Source organism: Kitasatospora sp. NPDC004745, assembly GCF_042873275.1.
Classification (GTDB): domain Bacteria; phylum Actinomycetota; class Actinomycetes; order Streptomycetales; family Streptomycetaceae; genus Kitasatospora.
Genome location: NZ_JBIALK010000026.1, coordinates 44,277 through 67,915 on the forward strand (window position 1 = coordinate 44,277; position 23,639 = coordinate 67,915).

Here is a 23,639-nt window from a genome sequence, read left to right on the forward strand (position 1 = left end):
GGCCCTACTGCCGGGGGCTGCGAGGCGCTAGGGTCTGCCTCTGTGGGGGGAACGGCACGGTGGGTAATCGGGGAGGACACCCATGGTCGGCAGCGGGCCAGAGCTCGACCCGGACGACCTGCCGGACGGCCTGGTGGTCGCCGACGCGACGGGCCTGGTGGTCCGCTTCAACCGGGCCGCGGCCCGGCTGACCGGCGTGCTCCCGCGGGCCGCGCTCGGCCGGCCGCTCGATGACGTCCTCCCGCTGGAGGACCTCGACGGCCGCCGCTGGTGGCAGCTGACCGACCCGTACGGCGGCCTGGCCATCCGCACCGGCCAGCCCGAGCGCAACCTGCTGCTGCCCGGCGGCCGGGAGGTGCTGGTCTCCGCCCGCTACGTCCGGCCCGTGCCGCTGGCGCCGCCGGAGCGCCTGGTGATCGCGCTGCGCGGCACCGAGGCCCGGCGCCGCACCGAGCGCAGCCACGCCGAGCTGATCGCCACCGTCGCCCACGAGCTGCGCTCGCCGCTGACCAGCGTCAAGGGCTTCACGGCGACCCTGCTGGCCAAGTGGGAGCGGTTCACCGACGGGCAGAAGCGGCTGATGCTGGAGACCGTCGACGCCGACGCCGACCGGGTCACCCGGCTGATCGCCGAGCTGCTGGACATCTCCCGGATCGACGCCGGGCGGCTGGAGCTGCGCAAGCAGGTCGTCGACCTGGCCGCCGCGGTGCGCCGGCACGTCGAGCGCAAGGTCGCCACCGGCATCCCCGAGGAGCGCTTCGACGTCCGGATCGGCGAGCCGCTGACCGTCCTGTGGGCCGACCCGGACAAGGTCGACCAGGTGCTGGCCAACCTGCTGGAGAACGCGGTCCGGCACGGCGAGGGGACCGTCACGATCGAGGTCGCCCCCGCCAAGGAGGTCGTCGAGGCGCCGGCCTGGGAGCGCTCCGGCACCCCTCCGCGCGTCGTCGAGGGCACCGCGGTGACCGTCAGCGACGAGGGCGGCGGCATCCCCGAGGAGGCCGTGCCGCGGGTCTTCACCCGCTTCTGGCGCGGCTCCAAGCGCGGCGGCACCGGCCTCGGCCTCTACATCGTCAAGGGCATCGTGGAGGCCCACGGCGGCTCCATCCGGGTCGACCGCGCCCCCGGCGGCGGCGCCCGGTTCCGTTTCATCCTGCCCGCAGGGATCCCCGACTTCATGCTGTAGGCCCGCTCCGGACGGGCAGCGCGGCGGTCGCGCTACGCGCTGCGACTACACTCGACCTTTGGCGTTTGCGCCACGCCCTGCGCGGCTGAGCCGCGGACACCCTCCCGTGAGCCCCTCCGGTGAACGGAGACGGCCTGCCCGTGCCCCGGCCCCGCCGGGCGTGCCGCCACGGCGCGCACCCTTACCTGAGCACGGACGAGCAGGAGCACGGGAAAGATAGAGATGTCGGCACCCAACAAGTCGTACGACCCGGTCGAGGTCGAGGCCCTCAAGCCCGAGGTGGTGGAGCAGGCGCGGGACGAGGCCGTCGCCGCCTTCGCCGCCGCCAGCACGCTCGACGAGCTGAAGCAGGCCAAGGTCGCCCACACCGGCGACCGCTCCGCGCTCTCCCTCGCCAACCGCGAGATCGGCGCCCTGCCCCCGCACGCCAAGGCCGCCGCCGGCAAGCTGATCGGCCAGGCCCGCGGCGCCGTCAACCAGGCCCTCGCCCGGCGGCAGGCCGAGCTGGAGGCGGAGCGCGACGCCCGCGTGCTGGTCGAGGAGGCGGTGGACGTCACCCTGCCGTACGACCGCGCCCCGCGCGGCGCCCGGCACCCGCTGACCACGCTGGCCGAGCGCATCGAGGACACCTTCGTCGCGATGGGCTACCAGGTCGCCGAGGGCCCCGAGGTCGAAGCCGAGTGGCTCAACTTCGACGCCCTCAACCTGGGCCCGGACCACCCGGCCCGCTCGATGCAGGACACCTTCTTCGTCCGGGCCCCGGACGGCTCCGCCGACTCCGGCGTGGTGCTGCGCACCCAGACCTCCCCGGTCCAGGCCCGCACCCTGCTGGACCGCGAGCCCCCGGTCTACGTGGTCTGCCCCGGCCGGGTGTACCGCACCGACGAGCTGGACGCCACCCACACCCCGGTGTTCCGCCAGGTCGAGGGCCTCGCCGTGGACGAGGGCATCACCTTCGCCGACCTCAAGGGCACCATCGAGGTGCTCGTCGAGAAGCTCATCGGCAGCGGCCTGGAGCTGCGCTGGCGCCCCTCGTACTTCCCGTTCACCGAGCCGAGCGCCGAGATCGACCTGCAGTGCTTCGTGTGCCGCGGCGAGAGCGTCGGCAACCCGGACCGCCCGTGCCGCACCTGCTCCTCCGAGGGCTGGATCGAGCTCGGCGGCTGCGGCGTCGTCAACCCGCGGGTGCTGGTCGCCTGCGGCGTCGACCCCGACCGCTACAGCGGGTTCGCCTTCGGCCTGGGCCTGGAGCGGATCCTGATGAATCGTCACAACGTCGCCGACATGCGCGACATGGTCGAGGGTGACGTGCGCTTCACCCTTCCGTTCGGGATGGAGATCTGATGCGCGTCCCGCTTTCCTGGCTGCGCGAGTACGTCGACCTGCCGGCCGGCGAGACCGGCCGTGACGTGGCCGAGCGCCTGGTCCGGGCCGGCCTGGAGGTCGAGACCGTCGAGCAGCTCGGCGGCGACCTCAAGGGCCCGCTGGTGGTCGGCGAGGTGCTCTCCATCGAGGAGCTGACCGGCTTCAAGAAGCCGATCCGGCACTGCTTCGTCAACGTCGGCGACGCCAACGGCACCGGCGCGCCGCAGGAGATCGTCTGCGGCGCCAGCAACTTCGCCGTCGGCGACAAGGTCGTCGTGGTCCTCCCGGGCGCCGTGCTGCCCGGCCCCTTCCCGATCGCGGCCCGCCAGACCTACGGCCGGACCTCGGCCGGCATGATCTGCTCCGCGCGCGAGCTCGGCATGGGCGACGACCACAACGGCATCATCGTGCTGCCGCCGGAGTTCGAGCCCGGCACCGACGCGATCGAGCTGCTCCAGCTCGTCGACGAGGTGCTGGACATCGCCGTCACCCCGGACCGCGGCTACTGCCTGTCCATGCGCGGCGTCGCCCGCGAGGCCGCCGCCGCGTACGGGCTGCCGCTGGCCGACCCGGCGCTGCTCGACGTGCCGCCGGCCAACTCCTTCGGCTACCTGGTCAAGGTCAACGACCCGGCTGGCTGCGACCGCTTCGTGGCCCGCACCGTCGTCGGCGTCGACCCGGACGCGGCGTCCCCGATCTGGCTGCAGCGCCGCCTGCAGAAGGCGGGCATCCGGCCGATCTCGCTGACCGTCGACATCACCAACTACGTGATGCTGGAGGTCGGCCAGCCGCTGCACGCCTACGACCGGCAGCGCGTCGACGGCCCGATCACGGTCCGCCGGGCGGAGCAGGGCGAGACCCTCACCACCCTGGACGGGGTCACCCGCAAGCTCGACGCCGAAGACCTGCTGATCTGCGACAACAGCGGCCCGATCGGCCTGGCCGGTGTCATGGGCGGCGCCTCCACCGAGATCCTCGACCCGGCCGCCGGGCCGGGCACCACCGAGGTGATCATCGAGGCCGCGCACTTCGACCCGGTCTCCATCGCCCGCTCGGCCAAGCGGCACAAGCTGCCCTCCGAGGCGTCCAAGCGCTTCGAGCGCGGCGTCGACCCGGAGGCCGCCCGCGCGGCCGCGCAGCGCGCCGTCGACCTGCTGGTCCTGATCGCCGGCGGCACCGCCGAGGCCGGGGTCACCGACATCGCCGCCCCGCACCCGGTGCGCACCATCACCATCGCCGCCGACCTGCCCGACCGGGTCGCCGGCACCGAGTACGGCCGCGAGACCGTCACCCGGCGCCTGCAGGAGATCGGCTGCTCGGTCGCGGGCGCCGACGTCCTCGAGGTCACGCCGCCGACCTGGCGCCCCGACCTCACCGACCCGTACGACCTCGCCGAGGAGGTCATCCGGCTCGAGGGCTACGACAACGTCCCGGCCCGGATGCCCGACGTGCCGCCGGGCAAGGGCCTGACCGAGGCCCAGCGCACCCACCGCCGGATCGGCGTCGCGCTGGCCGGGTCCGGCTACGTCGAGGTCAACAACTACCCGTTCCTCGGCACGGCCGCCTTCGATGCGCTCGGCCTGGAGCCGGACGACCGTCGCCGGCGCACCGTCCAGCTGGTCAACCCGCTGAACGACGAGGAGCCGGCGCTGCGCACCACGCTGCTGCCGGGCCTGCTCGGCGCGCTGCGCCGCAACGTCGGCCGGGGCAACACCGACCTGGCGATCTACGAGACCGGTACCGTCTTCCTGCCGAAGGACGAGCTGACCGTGGCCCCGCGGCCGTCGGTCGAGCGCCGGCCCAGCGACGAGGAGCTGGCCGCGCTCGACGCCGCGCTGCCGGACCAGCCGCGCCGGGTCGCCGCCGCCCTCGCGGGCGAGCGGCTGCCGTCCGGCTGGTGGGGCCAGGGCGCCGGCGCCTCCTGGGCGGACGCCGTCGAGGCGGCCCGCACGGTGGCCCGCGCGGCCGGCGTCGAGCTGACCGTCCGCCAGGGGCAGCAGGCGCCCTGGCACCCGGGCCGCTGCGCCGAGCTGGTCGTCTCGGGCACCGACCGGGTGGTCGGCCACGCCGGCGAGCTGCACCCGCGGGTCGTGAAGGCGCTGGGCCTGCCGGCCCGCACCAGCGCGATGGAGGTCGACATCGACCTGCTCACCGCCGACGGTGCCGTGAAGGTCGACGGGCCGGCCGTCTCCGGGTTCCCGGTGGCCACCCAGGACGTCGCCCTGATCGTCGACACGGCCGTCCCGGCCGCCGAGGTCGAGGCCGCGCTGCGTTCGGGCGCGGGTGAACTGCTGGAGGCCATCCGGCTGTTCGACGTCTTCACCGGCGAGCAGGTCGGCGAGGGCAAGAAGTCGCTGGCGTACGCGCTGCGCTTCCGCGCGGCGGACCGCACGCTGACCGCCGACGAGGCGACCGCCGCCCGCGAGGCGGCCGTCGCCGAGGCCGTCGCCCGCACCGGCGCGGTGCTGCGCGGCGCCTGATCCCGCAGGCCCCGAAGGGCCCCGCCCGGACCGACCGGTCCGCGCGGGGCCCTTCGGCGTTCGCGGCGCGGCCGGCGCGCGTCCGGGGGCTCGGGCCGGGGTTTCGGTCGGGGCTCCGGGCCGGCGTCCGGCGGGTTGACGAACCGTCACCGGCTCAGCTTAACTCTTTCCCTATGGAAGTAGATAAAGCGGGTGACCAGCCCTCTCCCATCGAGTTCCGTCTGGACCCGGCCTCCGGCGTCCCGACCTACCTGCAGCTGGTCCAGCAGGTCGAACAGGCGCTGCGGATGGGCTGGTTGACGGAGGGGGACCAGCTGCCCCGGGTGCGCGAGGTGGTGGCGGGGCTGGCGATCAACCCCAACACCGTGCTCAAGGCGTACCGCGAGCTGGAGCACCGCGGGCTGGCGGCCGGCCGCCGCGGTCAGGGCACCTTCGTGCGCGGGCTGCCCGCCGGGGTGGTGCCGCTGCGCGAACGGGCCGCGCTGCGCGCGGGGTTGATCGACTGGATGCGCTCGGCACACGCGGCCGGGCTGGACGAGGGGGGGATGGTCGCCGTGTTCGAGGACGCGCTGCGCGACCTGCGCGAGGGACGCGACGGGGTGGTCGCGTGATGGCCGGGGACACCGTGATCGACTGCGGCGGGATCGGCAAGCGCTACCGCCGCTCCTGGGCGCTGCGGGACTGCCACCTCGCCGTCCCCGCCGGGCACGTGGTGGCCCTGGTCGGCCCGAACGGCGCGGGCAAGACCACCCTGCTGAGCCTCGCCGCCGGCCTGAGCCTGCCCAGTGAGGGCGCGCTGACCGTCCTGGGCGGCCGGACCCCGGGCTCCCCGGAGGCGCTGGACCGGATCGGCTACGTCGCCCAGAACGCCGCCCTCTACCCGGGCCTGCGGGTGCGCGACCTGCTGGCGATGGGCGGCCACCTCAACCGCCGCTGGGACGCCGCCCGGGCCCGGACCCACCTGGCGGACCTCGGCATCCCGCCGGACCGGAAGTACGGCCGGCTCTCCGGCGGCCAGCAGGCGCAGGTCTCGCTCGCACTGGCCCTCGCCAAGCGCCCCGAACTCCTGCTTCTCGACGAGCCGTTGGCAGCGCTCGACCCGCTGGCCCGGCACGACTTCATGGCCGCGCTGCTGAGCGCCGTGGCCGAGGACGGCCTGTCCGTGGTGTTCTCCTCGCACGCCGTCAACGAGCTGGAGCAGAGCTGCGACTACCTGGTGGTGCTCGGCGGCGGCCGGGTCCAGGTGGCGGGCGAGGTGGACGACCTGCTGGCCGGCCACCGGATGCTGACCGGCCCGACCGGGGAGGCGGACGGCGTCGCCGCCCGGCTGCCGGTGGTCCGCGACCGCCGGGCCGGAGCCCAGTCGCACCTGCTGGTGCGCACCGGCGGCGTGGACGCCCCGGTGTCCGGCGGGTGGCGTCAACAGCGCGTCGGCCTGGAGGAGCTGGTCCTCGCCTACCTGCGCGAGCCGACCGCCTCCGCCCTCCCCGGCCCGCGCGGGGCCGTCCGCCCCAACGAGAAGGTGCTGCTGCCGTGAGTTCGACCACCATCGCGCCGTCCCGGTCCGCCGTGCTGCGGGCGGCCGGGCTGCGCCACCGGCCTTCCCTGCGGACGCTGCTGCTCGTGCTGGCCGCCCTGGCCGTCCTGCTGGCCGTCACGGGGTACCGGCTGCACGCGGGGCTCGACCGCTCCGGCGCGGGCGGGTGCGACATGGCGCTGCGCGCCTGCAACGAGCACTGGAAGGAGTTCCTGCGCGGGTACGGCGCCGAGCTGGCGTTCGGCGGGAACGTCACCTACTTCCTCGGCGGCGCGCTCGGGGCCTTCGTCGGGGCGCCGCTGCTGGCCCGGGAGTTCGAGCACGGCACGGTGCGCTTCGCCTGGACCCAGGGGGCCGGGCGCACCCGGTGGACGGTCGGCGGGCTGCTCGTCGCCGGCGGTGTCCTGGCCGTCGCGACGGCCCTGCTGGCCACGGTGCTCCGCTGGTGGATCGCGCCGCTGGCGGCGGAGTCGGGCCGGTTCTCGCCACTGGTGTTCGCGAGCGCCCCGCCCGCCCTGGTGGGCCGGGTGCTGCTGGTGTTCGCGTTGTCCGCGCTGGCGGGCGCGGTGCTGCGGCGGACGGTGGTGGCGGTGGGGGTCGGCGTCGTGGCCTCGGTGGTGACCACGCTGGTCGCCGAGTCCCTGCGGTTCCACTACCTCCCGCCGCTGCAGGACACCGTGCACACGCTGGCGCAGAGCTCGGTCGACCACCGCTGGGAGGGCGCCGTCTGGGCGACCGACCCGGGCGGTGCCCGGCTGGACCTCGGCCGGCTCTACGACCTGGCGGGCGACTACTACGGCGCGCAGAAGCTGGTGACCGACGGGGGCTACGCCGTGCACGAGACCTACCAGCCGGACGGCCGCTACTGGCCCTTCCAGCTCATCGAGTTCGGCTGGACGGCGCTGCTGGCGGTGGTGCTGTGCGCGGTGACGGTCCGGTGGGTGCGCCGCCGCGCGGCCTGAGGCCGATTTTGAGGAGATTCCGTCAAAGGCCTTGCGGGGCTGGGGGTCGAGGGCGCTACCGTCACGTTAGGAAAGTTTCCTAACCCCCCGAGGAAACGGAGCGTTCACATGCGCCCTCAGCCCCGCCGCGCCCTCCGCATAGCCCTCGCCGCCGCCCTGGTGGCCGTGCCCGCCACGGTCGCGGCCGCCTCCGCCCAGGCCGCGCCGGCACCCGCGACGTCCGTCCGGCTCGCGGGAGTCGGCCTGGACGACCCGCACAAGAAGGACATCGCGATGCAGCTGGTGTCCAGCGCCGAGAACTCCTCGCTGGACTGGAAGGCCCAGTACAAGTACATCGAGGACATCGGCGACGGACGCGGCTACACCGCCGGCATCATCGGGTTCTGTTCCGGCACCGGCGACATGCTCGAGCTCGTCCAGCACTACACCGACCTCAAGCCCGGCAACGTCCTCGCCAAGTACCTGCCGGCCCTCAAGAAGGTCAACGGCAGCGACTCCCACGCCGGCCTGGGCGCGGCCTTCGAGAAGGACTGGGCCGCCGCCGCCAAGGACACCGTCTTCCAGCAGGCCCAGAACGACGAGCGCGACCGGGTGTACTTCAACCCCGCCGTCAAGCAGGCCAAGGCGGACGGCCTGCGCGCGCTCGGCCAGTTCGCCTACTACGACGCCATCGTCATGCACGGCCCCGGCAACAGCTCGGACAGCTTCGGCGGCATCCGCGCGGCCGCCATGAAGAAGGCCAAGACCCCCGCCCAGGGCGGCGACGAGGCCACCTACCTCAAGGCCTTCCTCGACGCCCGCAAGGTGGTCATGAAGAAGGAGGAGGCCCACTCCGACACCAGCCGGGTCGACACCGAGCAGACGGTGTTCCTGAACGCCAGGAACTTCGACCTCAACCCGCCGCTGAAGTGGAAGGTCTACGGCGACAGCTACAGCATCAACAGCTGACCCGGAGCCCGAAGGGGCCCGGGGGCGGTCGTCCGCCCCCGGGCCCCTCCGCGTGCGGGGCGCCCGTGCTCAGGCGCTCGCGGTGTAGTCGTAGAAGCCGCGGCCCGACTTGCGGCCCAGCAGGCCCGCGTCGACCATCCGGGACAGCAGCGGGGGAGCGGCGTACAGCGGCTCCTTGTACTCGTCGTACATCGACTCGGCGATCGACACGATGGTGTCCAGGCCGATCAGGTCGCACAGCCGAAGCGGGCCCATCGGGTGGGCGCAGCCGGCCTCCATGCCCTTGTCGATGTCCGAGGCGGTGGCCACGCCCGACTCGAACATCCGCACCGCGGACAGCAGGTAGGGCACCAGCAGCGCGTTGACCACGAAGCCGGCCCGGTCGCGGGCGCGGATCGGGTCCTTGCCGAGCACCTGGGAGGCGAAGGCCTCGACCCGCTCGGTGGTGGCCGCCGAGGTGGTGAGCGTCGGGATGACCTCGACCAGCTTCTGCACCGGCGCCGGGTTGAAGAAGTGCAGGCCGATGACCTGCTCCGGGCGGGAGGTGGCGGCGGCCAGCTTCACGATCGGGATCGAGGAGGTGTTGGAGGCGAGGATCGCGTCGCGGCGCTCCACCACCTGGTCCAGGGTCTGGAAGATCTTGACCTTGACGTCCTCGCGCTCGGCGACCGCCTCGACCACCAGGTCGCGGTCGGCGAAGTCGGCCAGGTCGACGGTGAAGCCCAGCCGGGAGAGCGCCTCGTCCCGCTGCTCGGGGGTCAGCTTGCCCCGCTTGACCGCCGTCTCCAGGGAGTTGGTCAGCCGGGTGCGGCCGAACTCCAGTGCCTCGCCGCTGGCCTCCGCCACCAGGACGTCCAGCCCGGCCCGGGCGAACACCTCGGCGATGCCCGACCCCATCAGACCGCAGCCGATCACTCCGACGCGCGCGATGTCACTCACTCAGTTGCCCTTCGGTGCTGCTGGGGGTCGCCCAGCGTCTGGTCGCCCAGCGAGGTGCTGGGTAGCGGGCCGGGGAACCGGAATGGGTGCACCGGTCACCGCCCCGACGACGTTACTACTCCGTACCGGCCAGTAGGTCACCCCCTCCCCGGGCGGGTGCCACCGGTGAGCGGTCCCCCGGGGGCCCTCCGGGACCTCGTCGGGGGTCCTCCGAACGGGTGAGGCCACGCCCGTCGCCCGTGCGCCCGGGGCCCCGTCCGCCGAACGGCCGACAGAATGCCGCAGACGGGGGCCGGGGACGGGAAGGGAGCACGCGGTGCCGACGGGATCGCTCACAGGACAGGTCGCCCTGGTCACCGGCGCCGGCCGGGGCATCGGCCGCGAGATCGCCATCGGCCTGGCCGCCGAGGGCATGGCCGTCGGACTGGTCGGCCGCACCCACGGGACGCTGACCGACACCCTCAAGGAGTGCGTCCAGCACGGCTCCCGGGGCGTCGCCGTCAGCGCCGACGTCACCCGCCCCGGCTCCGTCCGCGAGGCCGTCCGGATCGTCGAGCGCGACCTCGGCCCGGTCGACCTGCTGGTCAACAACGCCGGCCTGGTCGACCGCGCCGAGGTGCCGCTCTGGGAGACCGACGCCAACCAGTGGTGGCAGGTGGTCGAGACCAACCTGCGCGGCCCCTACAACCTGCTGCGCTGCGTCCTGCCCGGCATGGTGTCCCGCGGCGCCGGCCGGGTCGTCAACCTCAACTCGGGCTTCGCGCTGCGCCCGGACGGCCACTACACCGCCTACGCCACCTCCAAGGGCGCGCTGCTGCAGCTCTCCGACAACATGGCGGACTCGCTCGCCCGGCACGGCGTGGTCGTCCTCGACATCAGCCCGGGCGCGGTCGCCACCGACATGACCGCCGCGATGCCGATGTTCCGGGACATGAAGGCCTGGGGCTCCATCCCGTACGTCGTCGCCGTCACCGTGGACGCCGCCCGCGGCCGCTTCGACGCCCTGCACGGCCGGTTCGTCCACGCCGGACGGGACGACCTGGAGGAGCTGGTCGCCCGGGCCGAGGAGATCCGGGCGGCGGACGCCCGGACCCTGCGGCTGCGGCCCTACAAGGACGACGACCCGATGGGCTGAGCCGGTCCCGGTCCCGGCCCCGGGCCGCTACGCGCAGAGCTGACTGGCGGTCACCGGCTTCAGGCCCGCCTTGGCCAGGCCGTCCAGGATGCCCGGCAGCGCGTCCACCGTGCACTGGTGGCCCATGTGCAGGGCCACCACCGAGCCGCCGCGCACCGAGGCCAGCACCCGGCGCTGCAGCTCGGCGGCGGTCGGGTCGTTGTAGTCGCGCGGGTCGACGTCGAACGAGAGCACGTGCTCGTAGCCGACCGCCCTGGCCTGGTCCCGCACCATCTGGGTGGCGTACTGCGCGGCGGACGGCCGGAACCAGCGGCCGATAGAGCCGGTGAGCCGCTGCAGCCGGTCCGCGCACTGGGCGATCTCGGCGCGGGCCTGGTCCGGGTTCATCGCCGAGATGTTCAGGTGGTTCTGGGTGTGGTTGCCGAGCTCGTGGCCGCCGTCCAGGATCCGCCGGGCCATCTGCGGCTGCTGGTCGAGCCAGCTGCCGACCACCATCACGGTCACCTTGGCGCCGCGCTGCTCGGCGGCCTCCAGCAGGGCGGTGGCGAGCTTCGGATCACCGGCGCCGTGGAAGGTGAGCGCCACGTTCTTGCCGGTGCGCGGGCCGTTCACCACCTCGACCGGGGTGCCGGCCGCGAGCGGCGGCAGCACCGGCGGGGCGGGCGGCTGGGTCGTGGCCGCGGCGGCCGCGGTGGGCTGCGGCTCCGCCGGGGCGGTCGGCTCGGCGGAGGCCGGGCCCTCGCCGCCGTTCCAGGCCGGATCGGTGGTGTGCTGCGGGTCGACGGTGCCCGGGTGGACGGCGAGCGTCCCGGGGTCGGCCCGGCGCGGGGAGCCGCTGCCGCACGCGGTGAGGAGACCGCCGGCGGCGGTCAGGGCGGCCAGGCGGGCGGCGGTGCGCAGTACGGTGCGGCGGTCGGCAGTCATCGGCAGCCAGCATAGAGAGGGCGGCGAGCTGGAGCGATCCGGGGCGGGCGTCCGGAACACCCTGCTTGACGTGCACACACACCGTGCCCCGGGTGGTGCGTAAACCTGAACTCCCGCTGTTTCCACGGCGTGTCGTCGGATACGATCACGGCGCACCGCGGGTTACGGGACGGTAGCCGGGCCGGGAGCGGGAACACCCGTCGCACCGGAAGGACCGCCGGCCGCCGCCGCGGTGCCGGTGCCCGGCAGCGGGCGCCGCATCAGTGGCACGCATTGGGGGGCGGAACAGCATGTACGAGGAGACCGCGGCCGTCGACGGCACCACCGGCACCGACTGGCACTGGGCCAGGGCGGACGACTGGCAGCCGCCGAGCGAGCTCGACACCGGCATCCCGCACACCGCCCGGATGTACGACTACTACCTCGGCGGCAAGGACAACTTCGAGGCCGACCGCAAGGCCGCCCAGGCCGCGATAGCCGCCTACCCGGCACTGCCGCTGCTGGCCCGCACCAACCGGCAGTTCCTCGGCCGCGCGGTCGAGTTCGCCGCCGGCCGGGGCATCCGCCAGTTCCTCGACATCGGCACCGGCATCCCGGCCGTCGGCTCCACCAGCGAGGCCGCCCGCAGGGTCGCCCCGGACGCCCGGGTGGTGTACGTCGACAACGACCCGATCGTCGCCACCCACGCCCGCGCCCTGCTGGCCGGCCACCCCACCGGGCACACCTCCGTGATCGAGGCCGACCTGCGCGACCCGGCCGCCATCCTGGACCACCCCGGCCTGCGCGGCGCCGTCGACCTGGACCAGCCGGTGGCGCTGATGCTGGTCGCCGTCCTGCACTTCATCCGCGACGAGGAGGGCGCGCAGCAGATCGTGCGCACCCTGCGTGACGCGCTCGCGCCCGGCAGCGCGCTGATCCTCTCCCACGGCAGCCCCGACTTCGCCTCCCGGGAGAGCGCCGCCGAGGGGGCCCGGATATACAAGAGCGCCAGTGCGCCGCTCGTCCTGCGCCCCCGCGCCGGCGTCGAACCCTTCTTCGGCGACTTCGAGTTCGTCGGCCCCGGCCTCGTCCAGCTGCCGCTCTGGCGCCCCACCGCCGGACACGTCCCCACCACCGACCTCCCCGAGGGCTGGCAGGACGTCTCCGCCTACGCGGGCGTCGCCCTCAAGCCCTGACCGCGGCGGACCGGCCCCGGCGCCTCCCTCCTACGCCGGGACCGGCCCTCCACACCCCGAAGGCTAGGCGCAGCCACTGACAACCCCTCAAGGCTCCCGTGCGGGCCGGGGGAAAACGGCGCGACGGCGGAGGCGGGGCGGTGCTAGCTTCCGCGGCATGGAACCGCTGAGCGAGAACGAGATCCGCGCGTCCTTCGTCAACTGCTCCAAGGGCGAGGCGAGTCGGCTCAGCCTCCCCCGGGGTCTGGCGGAACTGCCCTGGGAGGACCTGAACTTCCTCGGCTGGCGGGACCAGGGCGCCCCCGACCGGGCGTACCTGGTGGCGCCGTACCGGGGCGAGCGGGTGGGTGTGACGCTCCGCGTGCCGACCGTTCGCCGCAGCCTGACCAGGAGCAACGTCTGCTCGTTGTGCATCACCGCGCACGCCGGCTCCGGCGTCGCCCTGCTGGCCGCCCGGCGGGCCGGGGCCTCCGGACGGGAGGGCAACACCGTCGGCACCTACGTCTGCGGCGACCTCGCCTGCTCGCTGTACGTGCGCGGGCTCAGGAGGTCGACGCTGGTGACCAGGCCCGACGAGTCGCTGCCGCTGGAGCGGCAGATCGCCCGGACGGTCACCAACCTGGAGGCCTTCCTCGCCAAGGTGCTCACCGGCACCGCGGGGTAGGGCGGCCTCAGCGCCGGCGCAGCTGGTCGAGGTCGCGCCGCTCGCGCTTGGTGGGCCGCCCGGCGCCGCGGTCGCGCTCGCCGGTCGACGCGAGGAGCTCGCGGGGCGGGCGCGGCGGGCTGTTGTCGACCAGGCACTCCGCCGCCACCGGGGCCCCGACCCGCTTGCGGATCAGTTTGCGGACCACGACGACCCGCTCGTAGCCCTCCTCGCGGACCCGCACCTCGTCGCCGGGGCGCAGGGCCTGCGCGGGCTTGGCCCGCTCGCCGTTGACCCGCACGTGCCCGGCCCGGCAGGCGGCGGCGGCCAGCGCGCGGGTCTTCGCGAGCCGGACCGACCAGATCCAGCTGTCCACCCGCACGCTTCCTTCGGGTCCCTCGTGTTCAGCCATCCCCGGAGCCTACCGAAGCGGCCGGGGGCGACTCCTGGACCGCCCAGCCGTTGCCGTCCGGATCGTTGAAGAACACGAACGAGTTCCACGCCTCGCCGTGCCCGTCGACCCGGGCGCCCGCCTCGAAGTGCTGGACGGGGCTGACCTCGACGCCCCGGGCGGCCAGCTCGGCGTGCGCCTTCTCGATGTCCCGCACCACCAGCTGGAGCCCCTTGACGGAGCCCGGCGGTGCCTCGATGATCCCGCTGCCCACGACGATCGAGCACGCGGAACCCGGGGGAGTCAGCTGCACCACCCGGACCCCGTCGCGCAGCCGGGTGTCGTGGTCGACCGTGAAGCCGGCCTGCTCCTCGTAGAACAGCTTCGCGCGGTCCACGTCCGACACGGGGACCACCACGACTTCGAGCTTCCAGTCCATCGCCCTCACCCCTCTCGGTCGGGCCCTTCCAGTATCGGCCGCCGGGCGGGCCCGCGCCGCCGGGTCGGCTAGCCTGAGGGCACGATGAACCGCCTCAGCACGCCCGCCCCCGCGCCCCTGTTCACCACTCCCTGGGGGGCCCTCGCGCTCACCCGCTTCCCCGAGGACCCGCGCGAGACGCTGCGGGCCTGGGACGCCGCCGACGAGTACCTGCTGCGCCACCTCTCCGGCGAGGCGGACAGCGCCCGCGGCGCGGCCACGGAACTGGCCGGGCGCCGCGTGGTGGTGCTGGGCGACCGCTGGGGCGCGCTGACCACCGCGCTGACCGCCGGGCCGGCCGCCACGCTCACCGCCGGGCCGGACGGCGCGCCGGCCGCCCACGCCCCGGTCCAGATCGTCGACTCCTACCTGGGCCGGCAGGCCACCCTGGCCAACCTGGCCCGGGCCGGCGCCCCGGTGGACCCCGCCCGGCTGCTCACCACCCGGGACGCCCCGCCGGAGCGGATCGACGTCCTGCTGGTGCGGGTGCCGAAGAGCCTGGCGCTGCTGGAGGACCAGCTGCGCCGGCTCGCCCCGGCCGTCCACCCGGGCACGGTGGTGGTGGGCGCCGGCATGGTCACCGAGATCCACACCTCGACCCTGCAGCTCTTCGAACGGATCCTCGGCCCGACCCGCACCTCGCTGGCGGTCCGCAAGGCCCGGCTGATCTTCTGCACCCCGGGTCCGGTGCCCGACCCGGGGCCCAATCCGTGGCCGCACCGCTACGCGCTGCCCGCGGACGTCGGCCCGGTCTCGGGGCGCACGGTGGTCAACCACGCGGGGACGTTCTGCGCCGAGCGCCTGGACATCGGGACGCGCTTCCTCCTCGCCCACCTGCCGACCCCGGCGCCCGGTGCCCGGGTGGTCGACCTGGGCTGCGGCAACGGCGTCGTGGGGACGGCGGCGGCGCTGGCCGGGCCGGGCGCGGAGCTGCTGTTCGTCGACGAGTCGTACCAGGCGGTGGCCTCGGCGGAGGAGACCTTCCGCGCCAACCTGGGCCCGGACGCCCCGGCCGAGTTCGTCACCGCCGACGCGCTGGCGGCGGACGTGGTCGCCCCGGGTTCGGTGGACCTGGTGCTGAACAACCCGCCGTTCCACTCCCACCAGGCCACCACGGACGCGACCGCGTGGCGGATGTTCACCGGTGCCCGGCGGGCGCTGCGCCCGGGCGGCGAGCTGTGGGTGGTGGGCAACCGGCACCTCGGGTACCACGTCAAGCTGCGCCGGCTCTTCGGCAACTGCCGGGTGGTGGCCGGAAATCCCAAGTTCGTGGTGCTGCGCGCCGTCAAGCGGTAGCCCGCACACTGGCCGGTTCGGCACCTACCAATCGGGGTTCCCGCACATACTCCTTGCATGGATGTTCCGTGCTGCGTATATTCATGCCACGACCAAGGAGGAACGCCATGGCATTGCGAGTCGCCGTCGCCGGCGCGAGCGGGTACGCGGGCGGTGAGGTGCTGCGTCTGCTGCTCGGCCACCCGGAAGTGGAGATCGGGGCGCTGACCGGCGGCTCGAACGCGGGCACCCGGCTCGGCGCGCTGCAGCCGCACCTGATCCCGCTCGCCGACCGCGTCCTCGAGCCGACCACCCCCGAGGTGCTGGCCGACCACGACGTGGTGTTCCTGGCGCTGCCGCACGGCCAGTCCGCGGTCGTCGCCGAGGCGCTCGGCGGCAACGTGCTGGTGGTCGACTGCGGCGCCGACTTCCGCCTCCGGGCCGCCGCCGACTGGGAGCAGTTCTACGGCTCCGCGCACGCCGGCACCTGGCCCTACGGTCTCCCCGAACTCCCCGGCCACCGGGCCGCGTTGAAGGGCAGCAACCGGATCGCCGTGCCCGGCTGCTACCCGACGGCCGTCTCCCTGGCGCTGTTCCCGGCGTATGCGGCCGGCCTGGCCGAACCGGAGGCCGTCGTGGTCGCCGCCTCGGGCACCTCCGGCGCCGGCAAGGCCGCCAAGACCCACCTGCTGGGCAGCGAGGTGATGGGCAGCGTCAGCCCGTACGGGGTCGGCGGCGTGCACCGGCACACCCCGGAGATGGCGCAGAACCTGACCCCGCTCGCGGGCGAGCCGGTCACCGTCTCGTTCACGCCGACGCTCGTCCCGATGCCGCGCGGCATCCTCGCCACCTGCTCCGCCAAGGCGAAGCCCGGCGTGACGGCGGAGGGGCTGCGCGCCGCCTACGCCGAGGCGTTCGCCGCCGAGCCGTTCGTCCACCTGCTGCCCGAGGGGCAGTGGCCGCAGACCAGCAGCGTCTACGGCGCCAACACCGCCCTGGTCCAGGTCGCCCTGGACGCCACCGCCGGGCGGATCATCGCGATCAGCGCGATCGACAACCTCGTCAAGGGCACCGCGGGCGGCGCGGTGCAGAGCATGAACATCGCCCTCGGCCTGCCCGAGGAGCTGGGCCTTCCCCTGAACGGAGTCGCACCGTGAGCAAGAGCACCGACGTGGGCGTGACGGCGGCCAAGGGCTTCCGCGCCGCCGGGGTGACCGCCGGCCTCAAGGCCTCGGGCGCTCCCGACCTCGCCCTGGTGGTCAACGACGGCCCCGCGCTCGCCGCCGCCGGCGTCTTCACCGGCAACCGGGTCAAGGCCGCTCCGGTGCTCTGGTCCGAGCAGGTGCTCAAGGGCGGCCAGGTGTCCGCGGTGGTCCTCAACTCCGGTGGCGCCAACGCCTGCACCGGTCCGCTGGGCTTCCAGGACACCCACGCCACGGCGGAGAAGGTCGCCGAGGAGCTGGGCCTGAACGCCGGCGAGGTGGCCGTGGCCTCCACCGGCCTGATCGGTGTGCGGCTGCCGATGGACGTCCTGCTGCCCGGCGTCGCCTTGGCCGCCCGGGAGCTCGGTGCGGACGGCGGCGAGGCCGCGGCGATCGCCATCAAGACCACCGACACCGTGCACAAGACCGCCCAGGTGACCAGCCCGGCCGGCTGGACGGTCGGTGGCATGGCCAAGGGCGCCGGGATGCTGGCCCCCGGCCTGGCCACCATGCTGGTCGTCCTCACCACCGACGCCGACCTGGACGCCCCGGCCCTGGACGCCGCCCTGCGCGACGCCACCCGCACCACCTTCGACCGGATCGACTCCGACGGCTGCATGTCCACCAACGACACCGTGCTGCTGCTCGCCTCGGCCGCCTCCGGCGTCGTCCCGGACGGGGCCGAGTTCGCCGAGGCCGTCCGCACCGTCAGCGCCGACCTGGCCCGCCAGCTGATCGGCGACGCCGAGGGCGCCGGAAAGGACATCCGGATCGACGTCACCGGCGCCGCGAGCGAGCAGGAGGCCGTCGACGTCGCCCGGACGATCGGCCGCAACAACCTGCTCAAGTGCGCCATCCACGGCGAGGACCCGAACTGGGGCCGGGTGCTGGCCGCGATCGGCACCACCGCCGCCGCCTTCGACCCCGACCGGCTGGACGTGGCCATCAACGGCGTCTGGGTCTGCCGGAACGGCAGCGTGGGCGAGGACCGCGACCTGGTGGACATGTCCGGGCGCGAGGTCGTCATCACCGCGGACCTGAACGCCGGCACGGCGAGCGCCACGCTGTGGACCAACGACCTGACCGCCGACTACGTCCACGAGAACAGCGCCTACTCCACCTGATCCGCGGCGGGCCCGGGCCGACCGGCCACCCGACCCGCCGCGCGACATCCGCCTCGGACGAGGGACATCCGTGAAGATCGCACCCAAGGGCGAACAGGCCCGCAACAACACCGCGTTGCCCAAGGCGATGACGCTCATCGAGGCGCTGCCGTGGCTGGAGCGCTTCCACGGCAAGACCGTCGTGATCAAGTTCGGCGGCAACGCCATGGTGGACGACGACCTCAAGGCGGCCTTCGCCCAGGACGTCGTCTTCCTCCGCTACGCCGGCCTGCACCCCGTCGTGGTGCACGGCGGCGGCCCGCAGATCAGCGCCCAGCTGGACCGGCTCGGCCTGGAGTCCAGCTTCACCAACGGCCTGCGGGTCACCACCCCCGAGACCATGGACGTGGTCCGGATGGTGCTCTCCGGCCAGGTGCAGCGCGAGCTGGTCGGCCTGCTCAACGAGCACGGCCCGTTCGCGGTCGGCATGACGGGCGAGGACGCCCACACCATGACGGCGGTCAAGCGCTACGCGGTGGTGGACGGCGAGCAGGTCGACATCGGCCTGGTCGGCGACATCGTGAACATCGAGGCGGGCGCGGTCAAGGCGCTGATCGCCGACGGCCGGATCCCGGTCATCTCCTCGATCGCGCGCGGCGCCGACGGCCACGTCTACAACATCAACGCCGACACCGCGGCCGCCGCCCTGGCGGTCGCGCTCGGGGCCGAGATGCTGGTCGTGCTGACCGACGTCGAGGGCCTCTACAAGGACTGGCCGAACTCCGACGACGTGATCAGCCAGCTCGGCGCGAGCGAGCTGGAGGAGCTGCTGCCCGGCCTGGCCAGCGGCATGGTGCCCAAGATGGAGGGCTGCCTGCGCGCCGTCCGCTCCGGGGTCGGCACCGCCCGCGTCCTGGACGGCCGGGTGCAGCACAGCCTGCTGCTGGAGATCTTCACCGACGAGGGAGTCGGCACGATGGTCGTGCCGGACGACGAACCGACCGTGACCGGGGGACTGGCATGACCGCGAACGAGCAACTGACCAGCCGGTGGCAGCACGCCTTCACCGACAACTACGGCACCCCGCGGATCCCGCTGGTGCGCGGCGAGGGCGCCAAGCTCTGGGACGCCGACGGCAAGGAGTACACCGACCTGCTCGGCGGCATCGCGGTCAACGCGCTCGGCACCGCCCACCCGGCGGTCGTCGAGGCGGTCAGCCGGCAGATCGCCACCCTCGGCCACGTCTCCAACCTCTTCATGGCCGAGCCGACCGTCGCCCTGGCCGAGCGACTGCTGGCGCTGGACGGCCGGGAGGGCGGCCGGGTGTTCTTCTGCAACTCCGGCGCCGAGGCCAACGAGGCCGCGTTCAAGATCAGCCGCCGGACCGGCCGCACCCGTCTGGTCGCCCTCCAGGGTGCCTTCCACGGCCGCACGATGGGCGCCCTGGCGCTCACCGGCCAGCCCGCCAAGCAGGACCCGTTCCGCCCGCTGCCCGGCGACGTCACGCACGTCCCGTTCGGCGACGTCGAGGCGCTGCGCGCGGCCGTGACCACGGAGACGGCGGCCGTCTTCCTGGAGCCGATCCAGGGCGAGAACGGCGCCGTCCCGCTGCCCGAGGGCTACCTGCGGGCGGCCCGCGAGATCACCCGGGCCACCGGCACCCTGCTGGTCCTGGACGAGATCCAGACCGGCGTCGGCCGCACCGGCCACTGGTACGCCCACCAGGCCGTCGAGGGCGTGGAACCGGACGTCGTCACCCTCGCGAAGGCGCTCGGCGGGGGACTGCCGATGGGCGCGGTGCTGGCCTTCGGCGAGGCCGCCGAGCTGCTCACCCCCGGCCAGCACGGCACCACCTTCGGCGGGAACCCGGTGGCCGCGGCGGCCGGCCTCGCGGTGCTGGACACCATCGAGTCCGAGGGCCTGCTGGAGCACGTCCGCAAGCTGGGCGAGCGGCTGCGGCACGGCGTCGAGGCGATCGACGACCCGTTGGTCTCGCACGTGCGCGGGGCCGGGCTGCTGCTCGGGATCGTGCTGACCGAGCCGGTCTCGGCGAGGGTGCAGGCCGTCGCGCAGGAGGAGGGTTTCCTGGTCAACGCGGCCGTCCCGGACGCGGTGCGGCTGGCCCCGCCGCTGGTGCTGACCGAGCAGGAGGCGGACGCCTTCCTGGCCGCGCTGCCGGGCATCCTCCGGACGGTGCGCGAGAGCGCCCCGGCCGATGCGAGCTGACCGCCGTCCGGGAGAATAGTCACATGACCGTTTCCCCCTTCGGCCAGTCCGCCGCCGGCCCGTCGCCGCAGGTGCCGCAGACCCGCACCGCGCGCCACCGGCGGATCGTGGACCTGCTCACCCGCCAGCCCGTGCGCTCGCAGAGCCAGCTCGCCAAGCTGCTCGCCGACGACGGACTCGTGGTCACCCAGGCCACCCTCTCCCGGGACCTGGACGAGCTGGGCGCGGTCAAGATCCGCAACCGGGACGGCGCGCTGATCTACGCCGTCCCGGCCGAGGGCGGCGACCGCACGCCGCGCGCGCCGATGGGGGAGTCGGCCAGCGAGGGCCGGATGGCCCGGCTGGCCGGCGAGCTCATGGTCTCGGCGACGGCCTCCGGCAACCTGGTGGTGCTGCGCACCCCGCCGGGCGCCGCGCAGTTCCTCGCCTCGGCGATCGACCAGGCCGAGGTGTTCGAGATCATCGGCACCATCGCCGGTGACGACACCGTCCTGCTGATCAGCCGCGATCCGGCCGGCGGCCAGGCGCTCGCCGACCACCTCATGCAACTCGCCCAGGCCAAGGCGCAGTAGCGTCCGCACGCCACGGGACCCCGGCCGGTGATCCACCGGCCAGGGTTTGTGTTTCATACGGCATCGTGCATACTTATGCCCATCGCCGTAAACCTGTACGACCTCGCCTGATCCGCCCCTACCCGACCGACCCCTCTCCCCGTGCAAGGAGCCCACGCGATGACCGCCGATCAGAACGCCGACGTCCGCCTCTGGGGTGCGCGCTTCGCCGACGGCCCCTCCGAGGCGCTGGCCAGGCTCTCCGCCTCCGTCCACTTCGACTGGCGCCTCGCGCCCTACGACATCGCCGGCTCCAAGGCCCACGCCCGGGTCCTGCACAAGGCCGGCCTGCTGTCCGACGACGAGCTCGCCGCGATGCTGGACGGCCTCGACCGGCTGCTCGCCGACGTCGGCGCCGGCACCTTCACCGGCACGGTCGCCGACGAGGACGTGCACACCGCCCTGGAGCGCGGCCTGCTCGAGCGCCTCGGCGCCGACCTGGGCGGCAAGTTGCGGGCCGGCCGCTCGCGCAACGACCAGATCGCCACCCTGTTCCGGATGTACCTGCGGGACCACGCGAAGACCATCGGCGGTCTGGTGCTCGACCTCCAGCACGCCCTGGTCGGCCTGGCCGAGGCCCACCCGGACACCGCGATGCCGGGCCGCACCCACCTCCAGCACGCCCAGCCCGTGCTCTTCGCCCACCACGTCCTCGCGCACGTGCAGGCCCTCGGCCGGGACGCCGAGCGGCTGCGCCAGTGGGACGCCCGCACGGCCGTCTCGCCGTACGGCTCCGGGGCGCTGGCCGGCTCCTCGCTCGGCCTCGACCCGCAGGCCGTCGCCGCCGACCTCGGCTTCGAGGGCGGCTCGGTCGGCAACTCCATCGACGGCACGGCCTCGCGCGACTTCGTCGCCGAGTTCGCGTTCGTGACCGCGATGATCGGCGTCAACCTCTCCCGGATCGCGGAGGAGGTGATCATCTGGAACACCAAGGAGTTCGGCTTCATCACGCTGCACGACGCCTTCTCCACCGGCTCCTCGATCATGCCGCAGAAGAAGAACCCGGACATCGCCGAGCTCGCCCGGGGCAAGTCCGGCCGGCTGATCGGCAACCTGACGGGCCTGCTGGCGACCCTCAAGGCGCTGCCGCTCGCCTACAACCGGGACCTCCAGGAGGACAAGGAGCCGGTCTTCGACTCCTGCGACACGCTGGAGGTGCTGCTGCCCGCGTTCACCGGGATGATGGCCACCCTCACCGTGCACCGGGAGCGGCTGGAGGAGCTCGCCCCGGCCGGCTTCTCGCTGGCCACCGACATCGCCGAGTGGCTGGTCAAGCAGGGCGTGCCGTTCCGGGTCGCGCACGAGGTGGCCGGCGCCTGCGTCAAGGTCTGCGAGGCCGAGGGCATCGAGCTGTCCGACCTGACGGACGAGCAGTTCGCCGCGATCTCACCGCACCTGACGCCCGAGGTCCGTTCGGTGCTCAGCGTGCACGGGGCCATCGCCGCCCGCAACGGGCGCGGCGGGACGGCTCCGTCGGCCGTCGCGGTCCAGCTCGCCGAGGTGAAGGCGGACCTGGCGCGGCAGCAGGAGTGGGTCCGGGGCTGACCACCGGTCAGCGGACGAGGGGCGCGGCGGTCCGACCGGCGCGCCCCTCCGCCGTCCGCGCCTCCGGCCGGGCGTAACCGGCCCCGCCCCGGCCCGTCATGCACGGTGTGTGCACCCCCCTTCCGCCCGTCCCCTCCGCCGAGGACGTGTACCTCGCCGAGTACCGCCGCCGGGTCGTCCGCGAGACCGTGGCCGGCCTGCCGGGGCGCTGCCCCCAGCTGGTCGCGGCCCTCGCGGAGGACCCGCCGCCCACCTACCGGGAGCTCGCCGAGCGCCTCGCCATGCCGCGCGGCTCGATCGGCCCGACCCGCTCCCGCTGCCTCGCCTGCCTGCGCGTCCTCCTGCACGCCGAGCGCTACCCGTGAACCGCGGCGGGGGCGGCACGCCGGGCGTGGAGTCCCCGGCCGGCTCCGGCCGCCCCGTCCGCGCCGCCGGGCCGTTCGACCTCCGGAGCCCGTCCGCGCCGACGGCCCGGTCGGCCGGGTGACGCTCCTCACGCTCGGTGCCGCGGAGGTTGAGCGCAGCTGACACGCGGGTAGAGCGCTGGCGAACGTAGCTCTTGACGGTGCCGCGATCACTCGGATACTGAGCGTGAGCGCGTCGCCGTCGACCCGGGCCACTTCCGGGCCGCGCGGCTGGTACGTTCGTGCGCCACCCCCGGTCAGGGCAGATCCCCGGCCGGGACACCTCCGGCAGGGCATCCGGTGCGACACCCTCACGTTTGCGCGCCGGGCACGACGATGGGGAGGCCCCAGCACATGGGCATGAGCGTGATCATCTCGGCGGCGGACGCCGCGGACGCGGAACAGATCCTCAAGCTCCAGTACCTCGGCTACCAGCCCGAGGCGGAGCTGTACGGCGACTGGGCGATCGAGCCGCTGACGCAGAGCCTGGAGAGCCTGCGCGCCGAACTGTCCGAGCAGTGCGTCCTGGTGGCCCGCCTCGGCGGCGAGGTGGTCGGTACGGTCCGCGGCCACGTGGACGCCGAGGGCGTCGGCCGGATAGGGCGACTGGTGGTCCACCCGAGGATGCAGCGGCACGGCCTGGGCGGCCGGCTGCTGGACGCGCTGGAGCGCCGCCTCGCCGAGGACGGCCGCCCGCTGACCTCCTACCGCCTGTTCACCGGCCACCGCAGCCTCGGCAACCTGCGCCTCTACGCGCGGCTGGGCTACCGGCAGGCCGCGGTCGAGGCGGTCAGCGACCGGCTCAGCCTGGTGCACCTGGAGAAGCCCGCGTTGCCGCCGCTCGCCGCGACCGCCTGAGCCTCCCGCTCGCCCGACCTCCTCGGCGCCGCCATCATCCGGACACCCCGGAGGCGGCGCCGAGTCGCATATATGCAGGTCACAGGGTTGTGTGTCCGCATTGCGGACAGCGCATCCGAATAATTGGGCTCACCTCGGCCGGTCTGATTTACTGGCTCACATGACTGCGACGACGAAATGGACCCCCACCGGCACCCTGCCGGCAGGTGAGCGTGCCATGTGCCGTCGAATGTGTCACTGCTGAGGGCCACC

23 protein-coding genes are annotated in these 23,639 nt (G+C 74.0%); 19 read left to right on the forward strand and 4 right to left on the reverse strand.

Going from position 1 to position 23,639, the window contains the following annotated elements:
* Positions 1-82 precede the first annotated feature (82 nt).
* The 7 genes from ACFYUY_RS31965 (at position 83) to ACFYUY_RS31995 (ending at position 8,478) form a co-directional block, all read left to right on the forward strand.
* Positions 83-1,186, forward strand: coding sequence for an ATP-binding protein (locus tag ACFYUY_RS31965; RefSeq protein ID WP_360208735.1), 1,104 nt, complete (start codon positions 83-85; stop codon positions 1,184-1,186).
* Between the two features lie 222 nt (positions 1,187-1,408).
* Positions 1,409-2,530: a phenylalanine--tRNA ligase subunit alpha gene (gene pheS / locus ACFYUY_RS31970; RefSeq protein ID WP_387905852.1), complete on the forward strand. Its 1,122-nt coding sequence runs from the start codon at positions 1,409-1,411 to the stop codon at positions 2,528-2,530.
* Complete coding sequence (pheT, locus tag ACFYUY_RS31975; RefSeq protein WP_360208739.1) at positions 2,530-5,031, forward strand: phenylalanine--tRNA ligase subunit beta; 2,502 nt, start codon at positions 2,530-2,532, stop codon at positions 5,029-5,031. Before pheS ends, pheT begins: the two co-directional genes overlap by 1 nt.
* A gap of 173 nt (positions 5,032-5,204) precedes the next feature.
* Complete coding sequence (locus ACFYUY_RS31980) at positions 5,205-5,642, forward strand: GntR family transcriptional regulator (protein ID WP_360208742.1); 438 nt, start codon at positions 5,205-5,207, stop codon at positions 5,640-5,642.
* Entirely contained in the window at positions 5,642-6,568 is a 927-nt protein-coding gene (locus ACFYUY_RS31985; protein WP_360208745.1) for an ATP-binding cassette domain-containing protein, read from the forward strand. The genes ACFYUY_RS31980 and ACFYUY_RS31985 overlap by 1 nt, the downstream gene beginning before the upstream one ends.
* Positions 6,565-7,530, forward strand: a complete 966-nt coding sequence (locus tag ACFYUY_RS31990) for an ABC transporter permease subunit (RefSeq protein ID WP_387905855.1) — start codon at positions 6,565-6,567, stop codon at positions 7,528-7,530. Before ACFYUY_RS31985 ends, ACFYUY_RS31990 begins: the two co-directional genes overlap by 4 nt.
* Positions 7,531-7,638: 108 nt before the next feature.
* Positions 7,639-8,478 (forward strand): chitosanase, encoded by an 840-nt coding sequence (locus tag ACFYUY_RS31995; RefSeq protein ID WP_360208751.1) that lies wholly within the window; start codon positions 7,639-7,641, stop codon positions 8,476-8,478.
* A gap of 69 nt (positions 8,479-8,547) precedes the next feature.
* On the opposite strand, the gene ACFYUY_RS32000 is transcribed toward ACFYUY_RS31995, so the two are convergent.
* Complete coding sequence (locus tag ACFYUY_RS32000) at positions 8,548-9,417, reverse strand: 3-hydroxybutyryl-CoA dehydrogenase (RefSeq protein ID WP_360208754.1); 870 nt, start codon at positions 9,415-9,417, stop codon at positions 8,548-8,550.
* A gap of 316 nt (positions 9,418-9,733) precedes the next feature.
* Between ACFYUY_RS32000 and ACFYUY_RS32005 the strand changes: the two genes are divergently transcribed.
* The gene (locus ACFYUY_RS32005) at positions 9,734-10,552 is read left to right on the forward strand and encodes an SDR family oxidoreductase (protein WP_360208757.1); all 819 of its coding nucleotides are present in this window, start codon (positions 9,734-9,736) and stop codon (positions 10,550-10,552) included.
* A gap of 27 nt (positions 10,553-10,579) precedes the next feature.
* Here ACFYUY_RS32005 and ACFYUY_RS32010 read toward each other — a convergent pair whose 3' ends face one another.
* Positions 10,580-11,476, reverse strand: a complete 897-nt coding sequence (locus tag ACFYUY_RS32010) for a polysaccharide deacetylase family protein (protein WP_360208759.1) — start codon at positions 11,474-11,476, stop codon at positions 10,580-10,582.
* A 290-nt stretch (positions 11,477-11,766) separates the two neighbouring features.
* On the opposite strand from ACFYUY_RS32010, the gene ACFYUY_RS32015 reads away from it, so the two are divergent.
* Together ACFYUY_RS32015 and ACFYUY_RS32020 are read left to right on the forward strand one after the other, a co-directional pair.
* Positions 11,767-12,651: an SAM-dependent methyltransferase gene (locus ACFYUY_RS32015; RefSeq protein ID WP_360208762.1), complete on the forward strand. Its 885-nt coding sequence runs from the start codon at positions 11,767-11,769 to the stop codon at positions 12,649-12,651.
* 157 nt (positions 12,652-12,808) lie between these two features.
* Complete coding sequence (locus tag ACFYUY_RS32020) at positions 12,809-13,315, forward strand: FBP domain-containing protein (RefSeq protein WP_387905859.1); 507 nt, start codon at positions 12,809-12,811, stop codon at positions 13,313-13,315.
* Between the two features lie 7 nt (positions 13,316-13,322).
* Here ACFYUY_RS32020 and ACFYUY_RS32025 read toward each other — a convergent pair whose 3' ends face one another.
* The gene (locus ACFYUY_RS32025) at positions 13,323-13,706 is read right to left on the reverse strand and encodes a S4 domain-containing protein (RefSeq protein WP_360208768.1); all 384 of its coding nucleotides are present in this window, start codon (positions 13,704-13,706) and stop codon (positions 13,323-13,325) included.
* Positions 13,699-14,124, reverse strand: a complete 426-nt coding sequence (locus ACFYUY_RS32030) for a VOC family protein (protein ID WP_387905862.1) — start codon at positions 14,122-14,124, stop codon at positions 13,699-13,701. Before ACFYUY_RS32030 ends, ACFYUY_RS32025 begins: the two co-directional genes overlap by 8 nt.
* Before the next feature lie 84 nt (positions 14,125-14,208).
* Between ACFYUY_RS32030 and ACFYUY_RS32035 the strand changes: the two genes are divergently transcribed.
* The 9 genes from ACFYUY_RS32035 (at position 14,209) to ACFYUY_RS32075 (ending at position 23,387) form a co-directional block, all read left to right on the forward strand.
* Positions 14,209-15,459, forward strand: a complete 1,251-nt coding sequence (locus ACFYUY_RS32035) for a methyltransferase (RefSeq protein ID WP_360208774.1) — start codon at positions 14,209-14,211, stop codon at positions 15,457-15,459.
* Positions 15,460-15,566: 107 nt separating this feature from the next.
* Positions 15,567-16,595: an N-acetyl-gamma-glutamyl-phosphate reductase gene (gene argC / locus ACFYUY_RS32040; protein ID WP_360208777.1), complete on the forward strand. Its 1,029-nt coding sequence runs from the start codon at positions 15,567-15,569 to the stop codon at positions 16,593-16,595.
* 14 nt (positions 16,596-16,609) lie between these two features.
* Positions 16,610-17,764, forward strand: a complete 1,155-nt coding sequence (gene argJ / locus ACFYUY_RS32045) for a bifunctional glutamate N-acetyltransferase/amino-acid acetyltransferase ArgJ (protein ID WP_360208940.1) — start codon at positions 16,610-16,612, stop codon at positions 17,762-17,764.
* Positions 17,765-17,891: 127 nt separating this feature from the next.
* Positions 17,892-18,767, forward strand: a complete 876-nt coding sequence (gene argB / locus ACFYUY_RS32050) for an acetylglutamate kinase (protein ID WP_360208943.1) — start codon at positions 17,892-17,894, stop codon at positions 18,765-18,767.
* The gene (locus ACFYUY_RS32055; RefSeq protein ID WP_360208780.1) at positions 18,764-19,969 is read left to right on the forward strand and encodes an acetylornithine transaminase; all 1,206 of its coding nucleotides are present in this window, start codon (positions 18,764-18,766) and stop codon (positions 19,967-19,969) included. The genes argB and ACFYUY_RS32055 overlap by 4 nt, the downstream gene beginning before the upstream one ends.
* Before the next feature lie 23 nt (positions 19,970-19,992).
* Positions 19,993-20,541: an arginine repressor gene (locus tag ACFYUY_RS32060; RefSeq protein ID WP_360208783.1), complete on the forward strand. Its 549-nt coding sequence runs from the start codon at positions 19,993-19,995 to the stop codon at positions 20,539-20,541.
* A 159-nt stretch (positions 20,542-20,700) separates the two neighbouring features.
* Positions 20,701-22,125, forward strand: a complete 1,425-nt coding sequence (gene argH, locus ACFYUY_RS32065; RefSeq protein ID WP_360208786.1) for an argininosuccinate lyase — start codon at positions 20,701-20,703, stop codon at positions 22,123-22,125.
* A 107-nt stretch (positions 22,126-22,232) separates the two neighbouring features.
* The gene (locus tag ACFYUY_RS32070; RefSeq protein ID WP_360208788.1) at positions 22,233-22,490 is read left to right on the forward strand and encodes a hypothetical protein; all 258 of its coding nucleotides are present in this window, start codon (positions 22,233-22,235) and stop codon (positions 22,488-22,490) included.
* A gap of 393 nt (positions 22,491-22,883) precedes the next feature.
* Positions 22,884-23,387: a GNAT family N-acetyltransferase gene (locus tag ACFYUY_RS32075; RefSeq protein ID WP_360208791.1), complete on the forward strand. Its 504-nt coding sequence runs from the start codon at positions 22,884-22,886 to the stop codon at positions 23,385-23,387.
* Positions 23,388-23,639: the final 252 nt, after the last annotated feature.